The following is a 16,809-nucleotide window of genomic DNA, read 5'->3' on the forward strand; positions in this document are numbered from 1 at the left end:
CCCGCAGTCTTCCGTGTTCTCGTTGCTCGAGCCGGACTTTGTCAGGGACCGGCCACTAGCTGGCGGCGAACCAGACCAGGACGACGGCGAAGGTGAGCGGTGCGCTGGCGAGCACCGCGACGGCACCCTGTCGCGGCCCGGACATCGCGTCGAACGAGGCTCGTGCGCGCAGTGCCCAGAGGGCGAGATTGCTGGTCACCCAGGAGACCGGCAGCCAGGCGAGGCCGGCGGCGGCGAGGGCCAGCGGCAGCAGCGGGTCGAGCTGGCTGGTGGAGCCGGGCTCGAACCTGGCGACGGCGAGGGCGAGCAGCAGCCAGGCGAGGGTGCCGAGGATCGAGAGGTTGACGATCGCGTGCTGAGTGCCGCGTACCGAGCGCGCCGCCGGGCTGGCCTGAGTGGCCATCACTGGTGCATCGCGATCATGATCGGCACGCCGACGACACCGCCGGCGAGGAAGGCGAGCAGTCCCTGGACGAAGCCCGGCATCGCGGCGTACCAGGCGATCCGGCGCAGACCCGCCAGCAGCGCGCCGCCCAGCAGCCCGGACATGACCGCGGCCGCGGCGAGCAAGACGAGGGCGGCGACGCCGAGGATGGGGAGCAGCAGGATGTAGCCCTCCTCGCCCTCCGGCTGCATCGCCACCGCGAGACCGAGGACGGCCATGGCAGTAGCGATGGTGACCAGCACCGGGACGGCGGAGAGCGAGATCAGCGTCAGCACCGCCGAGCGCAGCGAGCGCGCGTTGGGGTCGGCGATGTGCAGTGGCGGGTGGACGGCGAGGTGCGGCTGGCTCATGCAGGACAGCCTGTACCGGCGGCGCGCCGGCCAAACCGGTGCGCGCACCCGACCTGCCTAGTGCGCGCTACTCAGATCAGGGCTCAGACGCCGCTGATGCCCTCGCCCTCGCTGCCGGCCTGCTCGTCGAAGTTCTCGTGCTCCAGCAGGTGCAGCACGGGTACGCCGAGATGGCGGCGCGCGCGTGAGGTCCAGTCGACGTGGAAGAACTCGGCGACGACGTGCGGCCGGGTGAGGATGATCGCCTCGCGGCCGTCGACCTCCTTGACCTTGGTGGCCAGCGCGTCGACCGGACGGTCGTGGACCACCTGGCCGGTCGCGGTCGCCCCGGTCTCCTGCAGCCGCTTGAGCGTGGAGTCGAGGCAGGTGTTGGAGCGCTCCAGGCACTCGCGGCGTACCTCGGCGAGATCGACCTCGCGCAGCGCCAGCGCCGGGGCGGCCAGCACCTCGCCGGCAGCCAGCGACCCCATCGCTGCCTCGACCCGGCCCGCGGCGTCCTCGACCGGGATCAGCACGTGGTAGTGGACGGGCTGATCGAGGCCTTCGTGCAGCGATCTGACCTGTTGGGCGTCGGCGGCAGAGAGCTCCTGCTCCACCAGCAGGACTACGTCATAGTGCTCTTCATCAGTCATCCGAACCGCCTCCTCGCGGGGTTCAGCCGATACCGAGAATCTTACCCAGTTCGTAGCTCACAGGCTCCTCCAACTGCTCGTATCCGCAGGATTCCGGATCGCGGTCGGTGCGCCAGCGCTTGAAGTGCGCGGTGTGCCGGAACCGCCGTCCCTCCATGTGGTCGTAGGCGACCTCGAGCACCCGCTCCGGCCGCAGCGGAATGAAGGAGAGGTCCTTGCCGGCGCTCCATCGGCTCTGGGTGCCGGGGACCCGGTCGGGGTTGGCGATCGCCCACTCCTGCCACTGCCCCCACGGGTGCTCGTCGAACCCGCACTCCAGCGGCTTCAGCTCCTCGATCAGCTCGGCTCGCCTGGCCCCGGTGAAGCTGGCGGAAACGCCGATGTGCTGGAGCTGGCCGTCGGCGTACAGGCCGAGCAGCAGGCTGCCGAGCAGCGGCTCCTCGGGCGTGGAGTTCTTGTGGTGGCGGTAGCCGGCGAGGACGACGTCGGCGGTGCGGTCGTGCTTGATCTTGAGCATGGTCCGCGAGTTGGGGGAGTACGGCGCGGTCAGCGGCTTGGCGACCACCCCGTCGAGCCCCGCCCCTTCGAACTGGGTGAACCACTCCTCCGCGACGGCCGGGTCGGTCGTCGTACGCGTCAGGTAGCAGGGACCATCGAGCCCTTGAAGCACTGTCTCCAGCTTGGCCCGGCGGTCGCTGAACGGCTGCTCGGTGTAGTCGGTGTCGTCGAGCGCCAGCAGGTCGAACGCCACGAAGCTCGCCGGCGTCTGCTCCGCCAGCAGGTCGACCCGCGACTTTGCCGGGTGGATCCGCTCCTGCAGCGTCTCGAACTCCAGCTTCGGCCCGATCGCGACGAACAGCTCGCCGTCCAGCACGCACCTGGCGGGAAGCTGGGCCCTGGCCGCCTCGACGACCTCGGGGAAGTAGCGGGTCAGCGGCTTGGTGTTGCGGCTGGCCAGCTCGACCTCGTCGCCGTCCTTGAACAGGATGCACCGGAACCCGTCCCACTTCGGCTCGAAGCTGAGCCCGCCGTACTTCCCCGGGTCCGCCAAGCTCGTGATCGGTCCCTTCACGCTCTTCGCCAGCATCGGCAGCACGGGCGGCATCACAGGTAGGTCCACGATTGGCCAGCGTAGCCGGGCGACCGGCCTCACGCCCCACGCTATGGTCAGCCATGGTTTCGCGTCGGATCCTCATTTCGTTGTTGGCCGGGGTGCTCGTTTCGCCCCTCCTGATCTCGGCGTCCGGGTCTGCCCAGAGCTCGACCGAGCCCGCCGCCCGGCCTTCGCGCTACGCCGCGACGATCACCTGGACCAAGCACGGCATCCCGCACATCAAGGCGCGGGACTTCGGCTCCCTCGGCTTCGGCAGCGGCTATGCGGTCGCCCGGACCTCGGCCTGCACCCTGGCCGACACCATCATCACCGCCCGCGGCCAGCGCTCTCGGTACTTCGGTCCGGAGGCGGCGTACGACGACCAGGTGTCGATGAGCGGCAGCAATCTGCAGATCGACGCACTGGTCACCGACCTGCGCAACCGCCGGGTCGTGGAGAAGCTCCTCGCGGACCCGCGCCGCGGCCCGAGCGCTCGAGCGCGGCAGCTGGTGCGCGGCTACGTCGCGGGCGGGAACGCCTGGCTTCGCAAGGTCGGCCCGGACGGGGTCAAGGACCCCGCGTGCCGCGGCGCCAGCTACCTGCGGACGCGGACCGCCGAGCTGGACCTGTGGTACGGCGTGTACCTGTCCAACATCCTCGCGTCGAGCGGGCGTTTCGTGAAGGAGATCGTGGACGCGGCGCCGCCGCTGGCCGGTGCGCTAGTGCCGGCGCTGCCCAAGGCGGGCGAGGTCGACCGCGACGCACTGCGCAAGGCGCTGGGCCGGGACCCGGAGGCGACGTTCGGGTCCAACGCGACCGCCGTCGGCGGCAAGCACACCACGAGCGGGCGCGGCATGCTCCTGGGCAACCCGCACTTCCCGTGGCGGGGTCGCTACCGGTTCACCCAGCAGCACCTCACGATCCCGGGCCGGTACGACGTGGCCGGCGCCTCGCTGGTCGGCTCGCCGGCGATCAACATCGGCTGGAACAAGCAGGTCGCGTGGAGCCACACGGTGTCCACGGCGTACCGGTTCACGCCGTACGAGTACAAGCTGGTCGCCCCGACGACCTACCTCTCCACCGATGGCCCGAAGAAGATGACGCGCCGCGTCGTGGCCGTCACCGTGCGCAAGCCGGACGGTTCGCTGGGCAGGGTGACCGAGGACCTCTACCGAACCCGTGAGGGGTACGTCGTCAGCTCGCCCGCGACGCTGATGCCGTGGACGCCGGTGAGCGCCTGGGCCCTCCGCGACGCCAACGCCGAGCATCTGCGCACCATCGACACCTTCCTCGCCATGGGCGAGGCGCGCGGGGCTGCCGACTTGTTGCGACGGCAGGACCGCTGGGGCGGCATGCCATGGGTCAACACGATCGCGGCCGGACGCGGTGGCGGGGTGCTGTACGCCGATCACTCCGTCGTACCCAATGTCCCGAACTCGCTCGCCAACCGCTGCCTCACGCCGACCGGTGCGCTGCTGTTCCAGCTCGTCGGGCTGCCCGGCCTCGACGGCACGCGCGCCGGCAGCGACTGCGCGTGGCGCTCTGACGCCGACGCGTCGCGGCCGGGGATCTTCGGCCCTGCCAACCTGCCCAAGACGCAGCGTCGTGACTGGGTGATCAACGCCAACGACTCGTACTGGCTGCCCAACCCGGCCGTGCCGTTGGAGGGCTATGCCCGGATCATCGGCTGCGAGCGGTGCGAGCGGTCGCTGCGCACCAGGATGGTCTACCGCTATGTCGTCGACCGGATCGCGGGGGTCGACGGCCTGGCGCCTGGGCGTCGGATGTCACCGCGCTCGTTGCGGGCGACCCAACATGCCAACCGTGTGTACGGCGCGGAGCTGATGCGCGAGGGCGACGCGCTCGACCGGGTCTGTCAGCTGGCGCAGGGCGGCCAGGCATGCGACGTACTCTCCGCATGGGACGGCCGCTCCGACACCACCTCGGTCGGCACGCACATCTTCGAGCAGTTCGTGGCGCGGATGCCTGCTGCCGGAGTCTGGCTGACGCCGTTCTCCGCAGCCGACCCGGTCAACACGCCACGCGACCTGAACTTCGCCAACCCGCTGGTGATCAAGGCGATGTCCGACGCGATCGCCTTCCTGAAGTCGAAGGGTGTCGCGATGGACGCGCGCTGGGGCACCCTCCAGGTCGCCGGTGACCGAGGCGCGCGGCCCATCCCGATCGGCGGCGGCAGTGGCGCGGCCGGCAACGCCAACGCCGTCGCGAGCCGTACGCCGCAGGACAACGTCGGCCACCTGTCGCCGGTGACGTTCGGCTCCTCCCACATCCAGGCGGTCGCCTTCCTCCGCGACGGACGGGTGCAGGCGCACACGATCCTGACCTACTCGCAGTCCGAGAACCCGCGCTCTCCGTGGTCCGCCGACCAGACCCGGCTCTTCACCCGCGAGCGGTGGGTAGCCTTCCCCTGGACGCCACGCCAGATCGCCGCCGCCCGAATCTCGCGGATAACGGTCAGGGGTTAGCCGGTTCCTGACTGCAGAGGCCACTCCGACCTGCAGGTTGGTCGCGACACGCCGCAGCCGCGGCGTGTCGGGCTGGATCTGCACGTCGGTGTGGCCCCTCGGCCCTCGCCAAGTAACCTGTGTGCGCGCCCTTTCGAGGGAGCGTTCCCCGGTTGGTCTGCCGGGCGGGACATAGAGCCCCGCCAGGCGGGCCGGTTGGGGCAATCCCCGGTTGGTCTGCCGGGCGGGACATAGAGCCCCGCCAGGCGGGCCGGTTGGGGCAATCCCCGGTTGGTCTGCCGGCAGGGCCCGCCTGACTTTGAATCAGGATTAGCGACGTAGGTTCGACTCCTACCCGGGGAGCCGAGTTTTCGAGCAACGCGGTGGATTGCAGTCATCCTGTGGCTGGAATCCACCGCGCTGTCTAGCCTTGCCGGATGAGACTGGGACCCTTGGCGCTGGCGGCCATGTCGCTCCTGCTGGTCGGCTGCGCGACCTCGCCCGAGTCCCTCGAGAACGCCGTCAAGGACAAGCCGGGCGTGATCAAGGTCGAGGCCACGGAACATGAAGGCGACGACGGTCTTCCGTGGGTGAAGATCGCGAAGCGCGTCGAGGTCCTGATGGACTCCGATGCCTCGGCGAAGCAGATCATGGCCGTCTTCGACGCGTACGACGGAGAGATCGACGACGGCGACGTCTACGCGGTCGAGGTGATGCTGAAGGGCCGAAGCGCGCCACCCTGTCGGCGGGGACGGATGTCTACGTGACCCAGCGGATGGTCGACGAGCTCGTCGAGGCCCAGCACGACGACGACATCATTGAGTATCGCCGGGAGGCGCATCCGGTGCTGCCGTCTGTGTACGTCACCTTGGCTGCCGCCGACTACGAGGGCGTCGTTGCCGTTGCCGATCGTTACCGCGACGTCGAGGAGATCGAGTATGTGTCGGTGGTATCCGGCGGCTTCACCCTGAGCCGGGACAAGGTCAACGACCCCCAGTCGCGCGCCCGCGCCAGGGAGCGTTTCGCGCTCGACGTGAACCGCCGCTTCCGGCTGACCGGCGCGGTCGTAGTCGGACGCGGACCGCTCAGGCTCGCAGTCCCGCGGGAAGAGCGGGCAGCCTTGCGCGCGTACGTGAAGCGTCACGCCGCCGAGCAGAATCTCGGTCGGGTGATCGTCGGAGCGAAGGCGACTCTCAGACCATGACCGTGCCGGACTCGGCGGTGAGGGCGGCGTAGGCGTCGACGAGGCGGGCGGTCATCGGGCCTGGCTTGCCGTCGGCTATCGGACGGCCGTCGACGGCGACGACGGGGGTGAGGCCGCCCATGGTGCCGGTCACGAAGACCTCGTCGGCGGCGTACACCTGGGTGAGCGAGAAGTCGCCGACCTCAACTGGGACCTCCTCGGCAGCGCAGACCGCGAGGATCGTCTCGCGGGTGATGCCCTCGGGGCAGGCGCGGGTGGTGGGCGTGCGGACGACGCCGTCATTGACGTGGAAGACGTGGGTGGCGTTGGTCTCGGCGACGAAACCGTTGTCGTCGAGCATCAGCGCGTCGTCGGCGCCGGCGACGTTGGCCTCGATCTTGGCGAGGATCGAGGTGAGCAGGTTGTTGTGGTGGATCTTGGGGTCGAGCGAGTCGGGGCGGTGCCGCCGTACCGACGAGGTGACCAGGGTGATCCCGGCGTCGTCGTAGACCGGTGACTTGAACTCGGCCAGCACGATCAGCGTCGGCCCGGCCTGGTTGAGCCGCGGGTCCATGCCGCTGGTGATCTTGACGCCGCGGGTCAGCGTGAGCCGGATGTGGACGTCGTCGGTCATCTGGTTGGCCGCGAGCGTGGCCCGGATCTGCGCGACGATCTCGTCGTCGCTCGGGATCTCGGCGAACGCCAGCGCCTGTGCCGACCGCCGCAGCCGGGCGAGGTGCTCGTCGAGCTTGAAGATCCGGCCCTGGTGCAGCCGCAGCCCCTCCCACACGCCGTCGCCGCCCTGCACCACCGAGTCGAACGGGCTGACCCCGGCCTGGTCGCGGTGGGTGAGCTCGCCGTTGATGTTGACGATCAGGTCGCGGTTGCGTTCGTCGTACTTCTGCTGCACGTCAGGACTCCTCGGGGTTGGTCTGGAGGCGGTACGGCGCGAGCGCGTCGTAGTAGGGCCGGCACTGGTCGAGCAGCGGCCACAGTCTTTCGGGCAGCGGGTCGCCGCTGCCGGGGGAGTACGGCGCGAAGCCGGTCGAGGCCTCGACGCCGGCGTACCAGTGCGGCGCCCACACGCCGTCGGTGTCGCGCGGGCCGGCCGGCCACGACAGCATCGCCTCGTCGAAGCCGACGCCGAGCGCCTCGCAGAGCAGGCTCAGCGTGCCGCGCGGGTCGCGAAGCACGTCGGCCGCGTCGACCACCGGTCCGCCGTACGTCTCGAACAGCTCGACCTGCTGCGGCAGGCCGAGGTCGGCAAGCGTCGGCTCCTCGCGCACCTTGGCGTAGGAGGTCAGCACCCGCTCCGGGTCGCGCACCAGGAACGCGTGCCGGAGCCCGTCGAGCAGGCCACGATCGATGCCGGGGAGCAGGTGGTGGGTCATGTGCTTCTGGTACTGCAGCGGCGTCGGCAGCGTGCCTCGCGTGAGCTGGTCCAGCACCTCCCGCCAGTCCCTGGGCTGCGAGGCGAGCACGTCGTCGCGGCCCGGATGGTCGAGACCGGTCTGGTCGAGGTACGCCGCGTACAGCGGCTCGTCGACCACCGAGCAGTCCGCACGGTTCTCGAAACTGCGCATCAGCGCGGTCGACAGGTTGCGGGGACCGGACCACATCGCGATCCGGGTCGTGTCGGTGGCGGCTGTGGGGGTCATCGCCGCGACTCTAGCCGGGTGCCGCCAAGGCTGGCGCCCGGACTACGCTGGCGCGGTGCCTAGTGAGCTGACCGTGATCGTGCTGGCCGCAGGCGGCGGCACGCGGATGAAGTCGAAGACGATGAAGGTGCTGCACCCGGTTGCCGGGCGGAGCATGATCGGCCACGTGCTGACCGCGGTCCGGGCGATGGAGCCGCAGCGGGTGGTGGCGGTGGTCGGCACCCAGCGCGAGCAGGTTGGACCGCACATCCAGGAGCTGCTCCCGGACGTCGTGCTCGCGGTCCAGGAGACCCAGGACGGCACCGGCCACGCGGTGCGGGTGGCGATCGAGGCCGCCGGTACGACGCACGGCACGGTCGTGGTCGTCACCGGCGATACTCCGCTGCTGCGCGGCGAGACGCTCGCCGAGTTCGCGGCCGACCACGAGCAGTCGGGCCGGGCGGTCAGCATCCTGAGCGGCGTCGTACCCAACCCGTTCGGCTATGGCCGGATCGTGCGCGACGCCGACGGCAACGTCGAGGGCATCGTCGAGGAGAAGGACGCGAGCGACGAGCAGCGCGCGATCCAGGAGATCAACTCGGGGATCCTGGCGTTCGACGGCGCGTTCCTGGCCGACGCCGTCCACAAGATCACCAACGACAACGCCAAGGGCGAGTACTACCTGACCGACACCGTGCACCTGGCGCGCGAGGCGGGGCAGACGGTCGGCGCGCACCCGATCGACGACGTGATGCAGACTTCAGGAGCGAACGACCGGGCACAGCTGGCAGAGCTCGGGCGCGAGATGAACAGCCGGATCGTGACCCAGTGGATGAAGGACGGCGTCACCGTGATGGACCCGGCCACCACCTGGATCGAGGCGGACGTGGTGCTGGCGCCGGACGTGACCATCCTGCCCGGCACCCAGCTGCTCGGCACGACCGTGGTCGGGGAGGACGCCGTGATCGGACCGGACACCACGCTGAAGGACTGCGAGATCGGCGTCGGGGCACGCGTCGTACGCACTCACGGCGAGCTCGCGGTGATCGGCGACGGGGCAAACGTCGGGCCGTTCGCCTACGTCCGGCCCAACACCCAGCTCGGTGAGGGCGGCAAGATCGGCGCCTTCGTGGAGACCAAGAACGCCCAGATCGGACGCGGTTCGAAGGTCCCGCACCTGTCGTACGTCGGCGACGCCGAGATCGGCGAGGCTTCCAACATCGGAGCCGGCACGATCTTCGCGAACTACGACGGCGAGAAGAAGCACCGCACCAAGGTCGGCAGCCGGACGAAGACGGGCGCGAACAACACGTTTGTGGCGCCGGTGGAGATCGGCGACGACGCCGGCACCGGCGGTGGCACGACCGTACGCCGCGACGTACCGTCCGGCGCGCTGGCCGTCTCGGCCGGCCCGCAGCGCAACCTGGAGGACTGGAAGGCACGGAAAGCCGGACTGTCCAGTAAGCAAACAGAGGATGGCCCCGAGTCGCGATAGTGGCGGTTGCCAAGGCAGAATCAGGGTGACCCGAACATCGACCCGCGCATCGACGCAAGAGGGGCCCGGCGTGAACGGATTGAAGCGGACCACCGAGAAGAACCTGATGGTCTTCAGTGGCCGAGCACACCCCGATCTCGCCGAGGAGGTGGCGGCTGATCTCGGCGTCCAGCTGGTTCCCACCGAGGCCCGCGGGTTCGCGAACTCCGAGATCTACGTGCGCTACGAGGAGTCCGTCCGCGGGTCCGACGCCTTCGTGATCCAGAGCCACACCGCTCCGATCAACGAGTGGATCATGGAGCACCTGATCATGGTCGACGCGCTCAAGCGGGCGAGCGCGAAGCGGATCACCGTCGTGATGCCGTTCTACGGCTACAGCCGCCAGGACAAGAAGCACCGCGGCCGCGAGCCGATCTCCGCGCGCCTGGTCGCCGACCTGTTCAAGACCGCCGGCGCCGACCGCCTGATCACCGTCGACCTGCACGCCGACCAGATCCAGGGCTTCTTCGACGGCCCGGTTGACCACCTGATGGCGCTGCCGATCCTGACCGACTACGTCAAGAAGAAGTACGGCGGCGAGGACCTCGCCGTGGTCTCGCCGGACGCCGGCCGGATCAAGGTGGCCGAGCGCTGGTCGGCCCGCCTCGGCGGTGCGCCGCTGGCGTTCATCCACAAGACCCGTCGCATCGACCGGCCCAACGAAGCGGTCGCCAACCGCGTGGTCGGTGACGTCAAGGACCGGATCTGCGTCCTGGCCGACGACATGATCGACACCGGCGGCACGATCGTGAAGGCCGCCGAGGCCATCGTTGACGCCGGCGCCGCGGGCGTGATCATCGCGGCCACCCACCCGATCCTCTCCGACCCGGCCGTCGACCGGCTGAAGAACTCGTCGGCCGTCGAGGTCATCGTCACCAACACCCTGCCGCTCGCCGAGGACCAGAGGTTCGACAAGCTCACCTGCCTCTCGATCGCGCCGCTGATCTCCCGCGCGATCAAGGAGGTCTTCGAGGACGGCTCGGTCACCTCGATGTTTGACGGGCACGCGTAAGCGTTCTCCAGCACCCACGTTTGCATCTGCGAATTTGCGGATAGACGTGGGTCATGACCTACGACGACGCGCAGTGGCACGGTGACGCGGTCGCGCACCTCGGCCTCGACGAGACCGCCGGCGGCACGCATATCGCGATGTTCATGACCTGGCTGGTGCTGCACGGCTTCGCGGCCGCCGCGTGGACGGCAAGCGGAGCGGGCCTGGCAGATCGGTCGATCACGCCAGGGGAGTACCTGTTCGACGTGTGCGACGAACAGCTCGACCCGGTGATGCTCACCGCTGCCGGCAACGAGTTCGTCGCGGCTCGCTACGTTCACTACGTGAGCGGGTACGTCGACGTCCCGGAGCTGTCCTCCCTCAGGTCGCTCTACGAGGCAGAGGACTCGTGGGCGACGTACGACGCGGTGGCGCCGATGATCGACCGGCTGTTCAGCGACTGGCGGGCAGCCGCCTAAGTGGAAACCAGTTCGAGCCCGTCCCCGCTGAGCAGCGCTGGGTCGCCCGCGCGGCCGGCACAGAGCATCAACAGCTCCCGCATTGGGCCCTCGACGGTGGGGCCGCGGCCACGCGTCCAGTCGACGTCGGTCGCAACCATCCGCACGCCCTTCACCACCCGCCGGCTGCCGAACAGCAGCGACAGTGTCCGGCACCGGTCGGCGGCAACGGCAGCGGCCGCCGGGTCCGGCTCGCGAATGATGCCGAGCGGGCGCACGATGTCCTGGTGGTGGACGATCGCGTCGATCAGTGGCTCGATCACCGTCACTGTCGGCACCTTGCGAGTCGAGGTTGCGTACGTCGTGTAGTCGGCCAGGATCTGCTCCACCGACTGCTGGTGTGACAGTCGCTTGACCTCGCGGAAGATCATCTTGTTGTAGCCGCGACCGAGGTTGCGCCCCATGATGCCGACCATGTCGGCGGGCTTGATCTTGGCGGTCGAGATGACGTGGGCCGCGACGTCCTTGACCGTCCACCCGGCGCACAGCGACTCGTGCTCCCACTGCTCCGCGGTGAGTGAGCCGAGGGTGTCGGCGAGTGCGGCGCGCTCCGCGTGGATGTGCCGCCACACGTTCTCGCGCTCCATCGCGCACCTCCGAACTTGGTAAGATTGCCTGACTAAAATAGTCAGTCTGCCTGATCAGTTTGTCAAGCGACCCGAAGGAGCCCGATGGTCCGGCCGCACCCCGCGCTGCTGATGTTCATCTCCTTTCGGCATGCCGAGGAGCGGATCGTTGCCGCGATCCAGGAGGCCGGGTATGACGACATCACGCTGGCTCAGGCCAGGCTGATGGCCCGGGTCGGCCCGGACGGCACCCGGCTCACCGACCTGGCGGAACAGGCCCAGGTGACCAAGCAGACGGCGGGCCAGATGGTCGACCAGCTGGTGCGGATGGGGTACGCCGAGCGCCGGCCCGACCCGTCCGACGGCCGTGCCCGGCTGGTCTGCATCGCCGCTCGTGGTCTCGAGGTGCAGGAGGTGGCGCGGCGTACCGAGAAGGTGCTCGAGTGGGAGTGGGCCGCCCACCTTGGCAAGGAGCGGATGGCCGCACTACGCGAGGCGCTGGAGGACCTGCGCGAGGTCACCGACCCGTATGCCTGAGGGTCACCGTCGGGTGAGGGCCGCAAGATCGATGGTGAGGCGTGCCCAGTCGGTGTCGATCTGGGCAACGGTGTCGAACTCACCTGCGGCCTCGTAGGTGCGGTGCTCGGTGAGGCGGTGGCAGGTCAGCAGCGGCGCGTCGATGTCGAGAATCCAGTAGTGGGCGATCTCGGCTTCGGCGTACTCGCTGAACTTCGTCACTCGATCGATCCGCCGGCTGCCGGGCGACAGGATCTCGACGACCAGGAGAACGTCCTTCGTCCTGAGGCGGACGGGGTTGGCCTCGCCGATGTCGGTCGACGTGACGGTCACGTCAGGCGCACGCACGGTCAGCGGATCTTCGGCGAACAGCACGTCGATGTCAGACACGGCCGTGAGGTGCGCTGGGAGTTGGCCGTCGAGGAGGACCATCAAACGAGACGTTGCCCGCTGATGCTTGAAGTGCGGGTTGGGCGTCACGTACAGCACTCCTTCGCCGCACTCCACATGGTGCAGCTCGTCCTCGGGCAACTGCTCCCAGTCGGCAAGGGTCACCAGCCGGTCTGGAAAGCCGATCGTCGTCATCGCCGTCATCGGATCACCACCTCGGGTCCAGTTTGACACGGGGCGCGCTGACAGCAGGCTCGACATGTGTCCAGCGTCCCTGACGTCGCAGGACTGTCCAACCGCGACCGGCGCCGGTTGTGGATAACGCGCAGATTCGCGTCGTACCGCGGGCCTGGCATAGGATCTGCAGGTTGCCTCGGCGAGGGAGCTGGACTCCGTGATCGACAGGGCAGGCCTCACCGCCGCGCCTCCTGTCCGGATGCGCGGCGTCGCTGCTTCTCGACGAGACGACGTCCCCCCAACAAGGAACGTACGTACGAGGAGACACCGCATGTCTGCGGAGAAGATTCAGGCCGAGACTCGCAGCGAGTTCGGCAAGGGTGCGGCCCGCCGCATCCGTCGCGACAACAAGGTCCCCGCGGTCATCTACGGCCACGGCAACGACCCGATCCACGTGACCCTCCCGGGTCACGCCACCATGATGGCGCTCAAGCACGGCGGCGCGAACGCCCTGCTGGAGCTCGACATCGAGGGCAAGAGCCAGCTCGCGCTGACCAAGCAGGTCCAGGTCGACCCGCTGAAGCGGACCCTCGAGCACATCGACTTCGTGGCGGTACGCCGCGGCGAGAAGGTCACTGTCGACGTCCCGATCCACGTGGTCGGCGAGGCGGTGAGGGAGACCCTGGTGGTCACCGAGAACGCCACCGTCCAGGTCGAGGCCGAGGCGACCCACATCCCCGAGTTCATCGAGGTGTCGGTGGAGGGCGCCGAGGTCGGCACCCAGATCCTTGCCTCCGACCTCGCGCTGCCGCAGGGCACCACGCTGATCGTCGACCCGGAGACGCTGATCGTCAACGTCACCCAGCAGCAGGCCGCCGAGCCTGAGCCGGAGGCCGAGGGTGAGGCTGCCGAGGCTGCCGAGGGCGAGGCCGCCGCCGCGGAGGCTCCGGCCGAGGAGGCTCCCGCCGCGGAGTGACCGCCTTGGTTTCGAGACGGTTGCTAGCGCAACCTCCTCAACCAGCGCCGGCAGCATGAGGTGGGGCCAGCGATACGCTGGCCCCACTCTGCATTTCACGACCGATCCGACGAGCAGGAGACCAGGCATGGGCGACACCGCAGCCGACGTGTGGCTGGTCGTCGGCCTGGGCAACCCCGGACCGGCGTACGCCGGCCACCGGCACAACGTCGGCTATCTGGTCGCCGACGAGCTCGCGGACCGAATGGGCTCGCCGTTCCGGGCCCACAAGTCCGGTCGCGCCGAGGTGGTCGAGGGTCGGATCGGTACGCCGGGCGTCGGGCCCACGCCGCGCGTGGTCCTTGCTCGCACTCGGTCGTACATGAACGAATCGGGTGGCCCAGTTTCGTCATTGGCAAACTTCTATTCGATCCCCAAAGACCGCATAGTGGCCATTCACGACGAACTGGACATTGGATTCGGGACACTTCGGGTGAAATTTGGCGGTGGCGATAATGGACATAACGGTCTGCGGTCGCTACGTGCGTCATTAGGCACCGGCGATTTCTACAGATTGCGGGTCGGAATCGGTCGCCCGCCGGGCCGTCAGCAGGTCACCGACTTCGTGCTCGGGAACTACTCCACCAACGAGCGGAAAGAGCTTCCACTGCAGGTCAGCGACGCTGCCGACGCCGTGGAGTCACTGCTGACCGAGGGTCTTGAGAAGACCCAGTCGCGCTTCAACTCCTAGTTCATTGACTGTTCACTGAATGTGCACAGCTCGTCGAGCGAGTGACCCCAGAACGCGACACTAGGGGCAATGGCGTAGTTGTAACTACTACACAACTACCCGGCCAGCACACCCAAGTTGCGTATCAATTGTCATTACGGAACGACCTGATAAAGGCGACGCTTTAACCCGTGCGTTACCCGGGGGGGAAGCGCTATTCAACTTGAGGATCGGGGGGACCGTGTCCGAAGGAGAGTCTGCGCAGATCGACGGCGATCTGCGTCTGCTCGTCGAACGCGCCGCGCCGCGGCGGCGTCACAGTGCCGCTCCCGCGCGCCGCCCGGCCCGTATCTTGCTCACCTCACTGCCGGCCGAGATTGCGGTCGCCGTCGGTGTCGCCTTCCCGATCGGGCTGGCCGCGCATCTGCCCGCGTACGCCGTCCTCGGCGTACTCGCGGTCTGGGTTGCCGTTGCCTATCGCAGCGGCAATGCCCTGGTCGCGCCCGGCACCGAGCCCACCCGCGGGCTACCGGCCGCCTTCTCCCCGCCGATTGCCGTCGCTGCGCTCGCGGTCGGCTACACCGGGGGGGGAGCCCGATGTCGTGGCCGGCGTACTCGCCGCGGTCGCGGCCGCGACCTTGAGCGCCCTGATCTTCCGCGTGGCGCGGGCCCGCGCCACGCGGACCTGCCGTGTCGTCGTCGTCGGCGACCGTGACGCCATCGAGAGCGCGGTCTCCCGCTGGCCCGGTACGGCGAGTGTCGAGACCGTCGGCGGCTGCCTGGTCGTGCCGGACCCGGACCTCGGCATCCCGCCGGACGACGTCCTCGGTGTCCCGGTGGTCCTCGGACCTGCGGACTTGGTGACACTGGCCAGGTCCACTCGAGCCGATCTCGTGGTCGTCGTGCCCGGGCCGACCGTGACCAGTCGTGCCCTCGCCGAGGTCTCGTGGCACCTGGAGGACCGCGGTCCGTCGGTCGCCGTACTCGGTCCGCTCGACCTGGTCGCGCCTTACCGGGTCAGCCCGGGTGCCCTCGGCGGCGCCACCCTGGTCCACGTCGAGCCCAGCACCCGCTCGGTGCTGACCCGCTCGCTCAAGGGCGCGCTGGACCGGGCCAGCGGACTGGTGCTGCTGACGGTGAGCGCGCCGCTGCTGGTGGTGCTGGCCGTGGTGATCCGGCTCGACTCCCGCGGTCCGGCCATCTTCCGGCAGACCCGGGTCGGCCGTGACGGTCGCGAGTTCACCATGAACAAGCTGCGCACCATGTGCGAGGACGCCGAGCAACAGAAGGCGGCGCTCAGCGACGACAACGAGGTCGACGGCGCGCTGTTCAAGATCAAGCGCGACCCGCGGATCACCCGGGTCGGCCACTTCCTGCGCCGATCCTCGCTGGACGAGCTGCCGCAGCTCATCAACGTGGTCAAGGGCGAGATGTCGCTGATCGGCCCGCGGCCGGCGCTGCCGGGCGAGGTCGCGACGTACAACGCGGGGGCCCGCCGCCGGCTCGCGGTCAAGCCCGGCATCACCGGACTGTGGCAGGTGAGCGGCCGCTCCGACCTGCCGTGGGACGAGGCGATGCGGCTCGACCTCCACTACGCCGACAACTGGCGGCTCACCGACGACGTACTGATCGCGCTGCGGACGGTGAAAGCGGTGGCGAGCTCCAAGGGGGCGTACTGACATGGGCCGGTCGCCCCGCCCGCGGAAGCCGCTCGCCGGCGTGGTGATCCCCGCTCACAACGAGGAGCGGGACGTTCTGCGTACCCTGGCCGCTCTCCACGACGGCCTCCAGCCCGGAGACCTCGACATCGTCGTGGTCTGCAACGGCTGCACCGACCGCACCGCCGAGGTGGTGCGGGAGGCGTACCCCGAGATCAGGGTGCTGGAGATCCCGCAGCCGTCGAAGGCGGTCGCGGTCGCGGTCGGCAACGCCGCCAGCAGCGTCTTCCCGCGGGTCCACCTCGACGCCGACGTCCGGATCAGCGGCGTCGGGATCATGCGGCTGGTGGCACCGCTGGTGACCGGCGCCGAGGGCGACGTACTCGCGACCGCGCCGCACCGGGTGCTGGACAGCAAGGCCTCCGCGCTCCTGGTGCGGTCCTACTACGACGTGTGGGAGCACCTCCCTCAGGTGCGCGACGGGCTGTTCGGACGGGGCGTGGTCGCGCTGTCCGAGCGCGGTGAGGCCCGGGTCGCCGCGCTGTCCAAGCTGGTGAGCGACGACCCGGCCGTCTCCGAGGCGTTCGCACCCCACGAGCGGCTGGTGGTGCGCTCGGCCCAGGTGGTGGTGGTCCCGCCGCGCACGATGCGTGACTTGGTACGCCGCCGGGTCCGGGTGGCGACCGGCAATGCGCAGGCCTCCGCGGCCGGCGCCCGCAGCGAGGCATCCGCGACGAGCATGCGGATGCTGGCGAAGCTGTCGCTGTCCCGGCCCGCGCTGGCGATCCGGATGCCGGTCTTCGTGGGCGTAACCCTGGTCGCGAAGAGCCGCTCCCGGAAGGCGGTCCGGGATGGCGACTTCCACCTTTGGCTCCGAGACAAGTCGTCCCATGCCTAGGCTGAGCGGGGCTGTCGCCCCGGTCCACAAGCGGCTTGCCGGCGCGGCCGACCCAGCGAAGGTGGCGGGCA

19 protein-coding genes and 1 tRNA gene are annotated in these 16,809 nt (G+C 69.3%); 12 read left to right on the top strand and 8 right to left on the bottom strand.

Features of this window, described 5'->3' with window-relative positions; all coding sequences use genetic code 11:
* Positions 1-55: 55 nt before the first annotated feature.
* The 4 genes from DDV73_RS03790 to DDV73_RS03805 form a co-directional block, all read right to left on the bottom strand.
* Complete coding sequence (locus DDV73_RS03790; protein WP_109505914.1) at positions 56-403, bottom strand: hypothetical protein; 348 nt, start codon at positions 401-403, stop codon at positions 56-58.
* Positions 403-795, bottom strand: coding sequence for a hypothetical protein (locus DDV73_RS03795; protein ID WP_109505915.1), 393 nt, complete (start codon positions 793-795; stop codon positions 403-405). Before DDV73_RS03795 ends, DDV73_RS03790 begins: the two co-directional genes overlap by 1 nt.
* Positions 796-878: 83 nt before the next feature.
* Positions 879-1,427, bottom strand: coding sequence for a hypothetical protein (locus DDV73_RS03800; protein ID WP_109505916.1), 549 nt, complete (start codon positions 1,425-1,427; stop codon positions 879-881).
* Positions 1,428-1,449: 22 nt separating this feature from the next.
* Positions 1,450-2,547, bottom strand: coding sequence for an ATP-dependent DNA ligase (locus DDV73_RS03805; protein WP_206050692.1), 1,098 nt, complete (start codon positions 2,545-2,547; stop codon positions 1,450-1,452).
* A 92-nt stretch (positions 2,548-2,639) separates the two neighbouring features.
* Between DDV73_RS03805 and DDV73_RS03810 the strand changes: the two genes are divergently transcribed.
* The 4 genes from DDV73_RS03810 to DDV73_RS03825 all read left to right on the top strand — a co-directional run bounded on the left by DDV73_RS03810 (position 2,640) and on the right by DDV73_RS03825 (position 6,189).
* A complete protein-coding gene (locus DDV73_RS03810) occupies positions 2,640-5,006 on the top strand; it encodes a penicillin acylase family protein (protein WP_240617103.1) in 2,367 nt (788 codons plus the stop codon).
* Positions 5,007-5,269: 263 nt separating this feature from the next.
* Positions 5,270-5,348 (top strand) — tRNA-Gln (locus DDV73_RS03815).
* Between the two features lie 74 nt (positions 5,349-5,422).
* Positions 5,423-5,752 (top strand): hypothetical protein, encoded by a 330-nt coding sequence (locus DDV73_RS03820; protein WP_154402596.1) that lies wholly within the window; start codon positions 5,423-5,425, stop codon positions 5,750-5,752.
* Positions 5,749-6,189, top strand: coding sequence for a hypothetical protein (locus DDV73_RS03825; protein WP_109505919.1), 441 nt, complete (start codon positions 5,749-5,751; stop codon positions 6,187-6,189). Before DDV73_RS03820 ends, DDV73_RS03825 begins: the two co-directional genes overlap by 4 nt.
* Here DDV73_RS03825 and DDV73_RS03830 read toward each other — a convergent pair.
* A complete protein-coding gene (locus tag DDV73_RS03830) occupies positions 6,179-7,078 on the bottom strand; it encodes an aminotransferase class IV (protein ID WP_109505920.1) in 900 nt (299 codons plus the stop codon). The genes DDV73_RS03825 and DDV73_RS03830 overlap by 11 nt on opposite strands.
* Before the next feature lies 1 nt (position 7,079).
* Positions 7,080-7,826 (bottom strand): sulfotransferase-like domain-containing protein, encoded by a 747-nt coding sequence (locus DDV73_RS03835; RefSeq protein ID WP_109505921.1) that lies wholly within the window; start codon positions 7,824-7,826, stop codon positions 7,080-7,082.
* 55 nt (positions 7,827-7,881) lie between these two features.
* Here DDV73_RS03835 and glmU point away from each other — a divergent pair, with 55 nt between their 5' ends.
* The 3 genes from glmU to DDV73_RS03850 all read left to right on the top strand — a co-directional run bounded on the left by glmU (position 7,882) and on the right by DDV73_RS03850 (position 10,809).
* The gene (gene glmU / locus DDV73_RS03840) at positions 7,882-9,300 is read left to right on the top strand and encodes a bifunctional UDP-N-acetylglucosamine diphosphorylase/glucosamine-1-phosphate N-acetyltransferase GlmU (RefSeq protein WP_109505922.1); all 1,419 of its coding nucleotides are present in this window, start codon (positions 7,882-7,884) and stop codon (positions 9,298-9,300) included.
* A gap of 70 nt (positions 9,301-9,370) precedes the next feature.
* On the top strand, positions 9,371-10,351 hold the full coding sequence (locus DDV73_RS03845; RefSeq protein WP_276310082.1) for a ribose-phosphate diphosphokinase: 981 nt from the start codon (positions 9,371-9,373) through the stop codon (positions 10,349-10,351).
* Positions 10,352-10,404: 53 nt separating this feature from the next.
* Positions 10,405-10,809, top strand: a complete 405-nt coding sequence (locus DDV73_RS03850) for a DUF7832 domain-containing protein (RefSeq protein ID WP_109505924.1) — start codon at positions 10,405-10,407, stop codon at positions 10,807-10,809.
* Here DDV73_RS03850 and DDV73_RS03855 read toward each other — a convergent pair.
* Complete coding sequence (locus DDV73_RS03855; protein WP_109505925.1) at positions 10,806-11,435, bottom strand: maleylpyruvate isomerase family mycothiol-dependent enzyme; 630 nt, start codon at positions 11,433-11,435, stop codon at positions 10,806-10,808. The two genes, DDV73_RS03850 and DDV73_RS03855, sit on opposite strands and share 4 nt — an antisense overlap.
* 84 nt (positions 11,436-11,519) lie before the next feature.
* Here DDV73_RS03855 and DDV73_RS03860 point away from each other — a divergent pair, with 84 nt between their 5' ends.
* Entirely contained in the window at positions 11,520-11,951 is a 432-nt protein-coding gene (locus DDV73_RS03860; RefSeq protein WP_109505926.1) for a MarR family winged helix-turn-helix transcriptional regulator, read from the top strand.
* Between the two features lie 3 nt (positions 11,952-11,954).
* Here the strand turns inward: DDV73_RS03860 and DDV73_RS03865 are convergent, their stop codons facing one another.
* Positions 11,955-12,581 carry a Uma2 family endonuclease gene (locus tag DDV73_RS03865; RefSeq protein WP_206050693.1) on the bottom strand — a complete coding sequence of 209 codons (627 nt, stop codon included), beginning with the start codon at positions 12,579-12,581 and terminating at the stop codon, positions 11,955-11,957.
* A 247-nt stretch (positions 12,582-12,828) separates the two neighbouring features.
* On the opposite strand from DDV73_RS03865, the gene DDV73_RS03870 reads away from it, so the two are divergent.
* From DDV73_RS03870 to DDV73_RS03885, 4 genes are all read left to right on the top strand, one after another.
* Entirely contained in the window at positions 12,829-13,473 is a 645-nt protein-coding gene (locus tag DDV73_RS03870) for a 50S ribosomal protein L25/general stress protein Ctc (protein WP_109505927.1), read from the top strand.
* Positions 13,474-13,600: 127 nt separating this feature from the next.
* Positions 13,601-14,203, top strand: coding sequence for an aminoacyl-tRNA hydrolase (pth, locus tag DDV73_RS03875; protein WP_109505928.1), 603 nt, complete (start codon positions 13,601-13,603; stop codon positions 14,201-14,203).
* Positions 14,204-14,784: 581 nt separating this feature from the next.
* On the top strand, positions 14,785-15,861 hold the full coding sequence (locus DDV73_RS03880; RefSeq protein ID WP_206050694.1) for a sugar transferase: 1,077 nt from the start codon (positions 14,785-14,787) through the stop codon (positions 15,859-15,861).
* Position 15,862: 1 nt separating this feature from the next.
* Positions 15,863-16,738 carry a glycosyltransferase gene (locus tag DDV73_RS03885; protein ID WP_109505930.1) on the top strand — a complete coding sequence of 292 codons (876 nt, stop codon included), beginning with the start codon at positions 15,863-15,865 and terminating at the stop codon, positions 16,736-16,738.
* Positions 16,739-16,809 lie beyond the last annotated feature (71 nt).

The sequence above is a fragment of the Nocardioides speluncae genome (genome assembly GCF_003121585.1).
GTDB classification, from domain to species: Bacteria; Actinomycetota; Actinomycetes; order Propionibacteriales; family Nocardioidaceae; genus Nocardioides; species Nocardioides speluncae.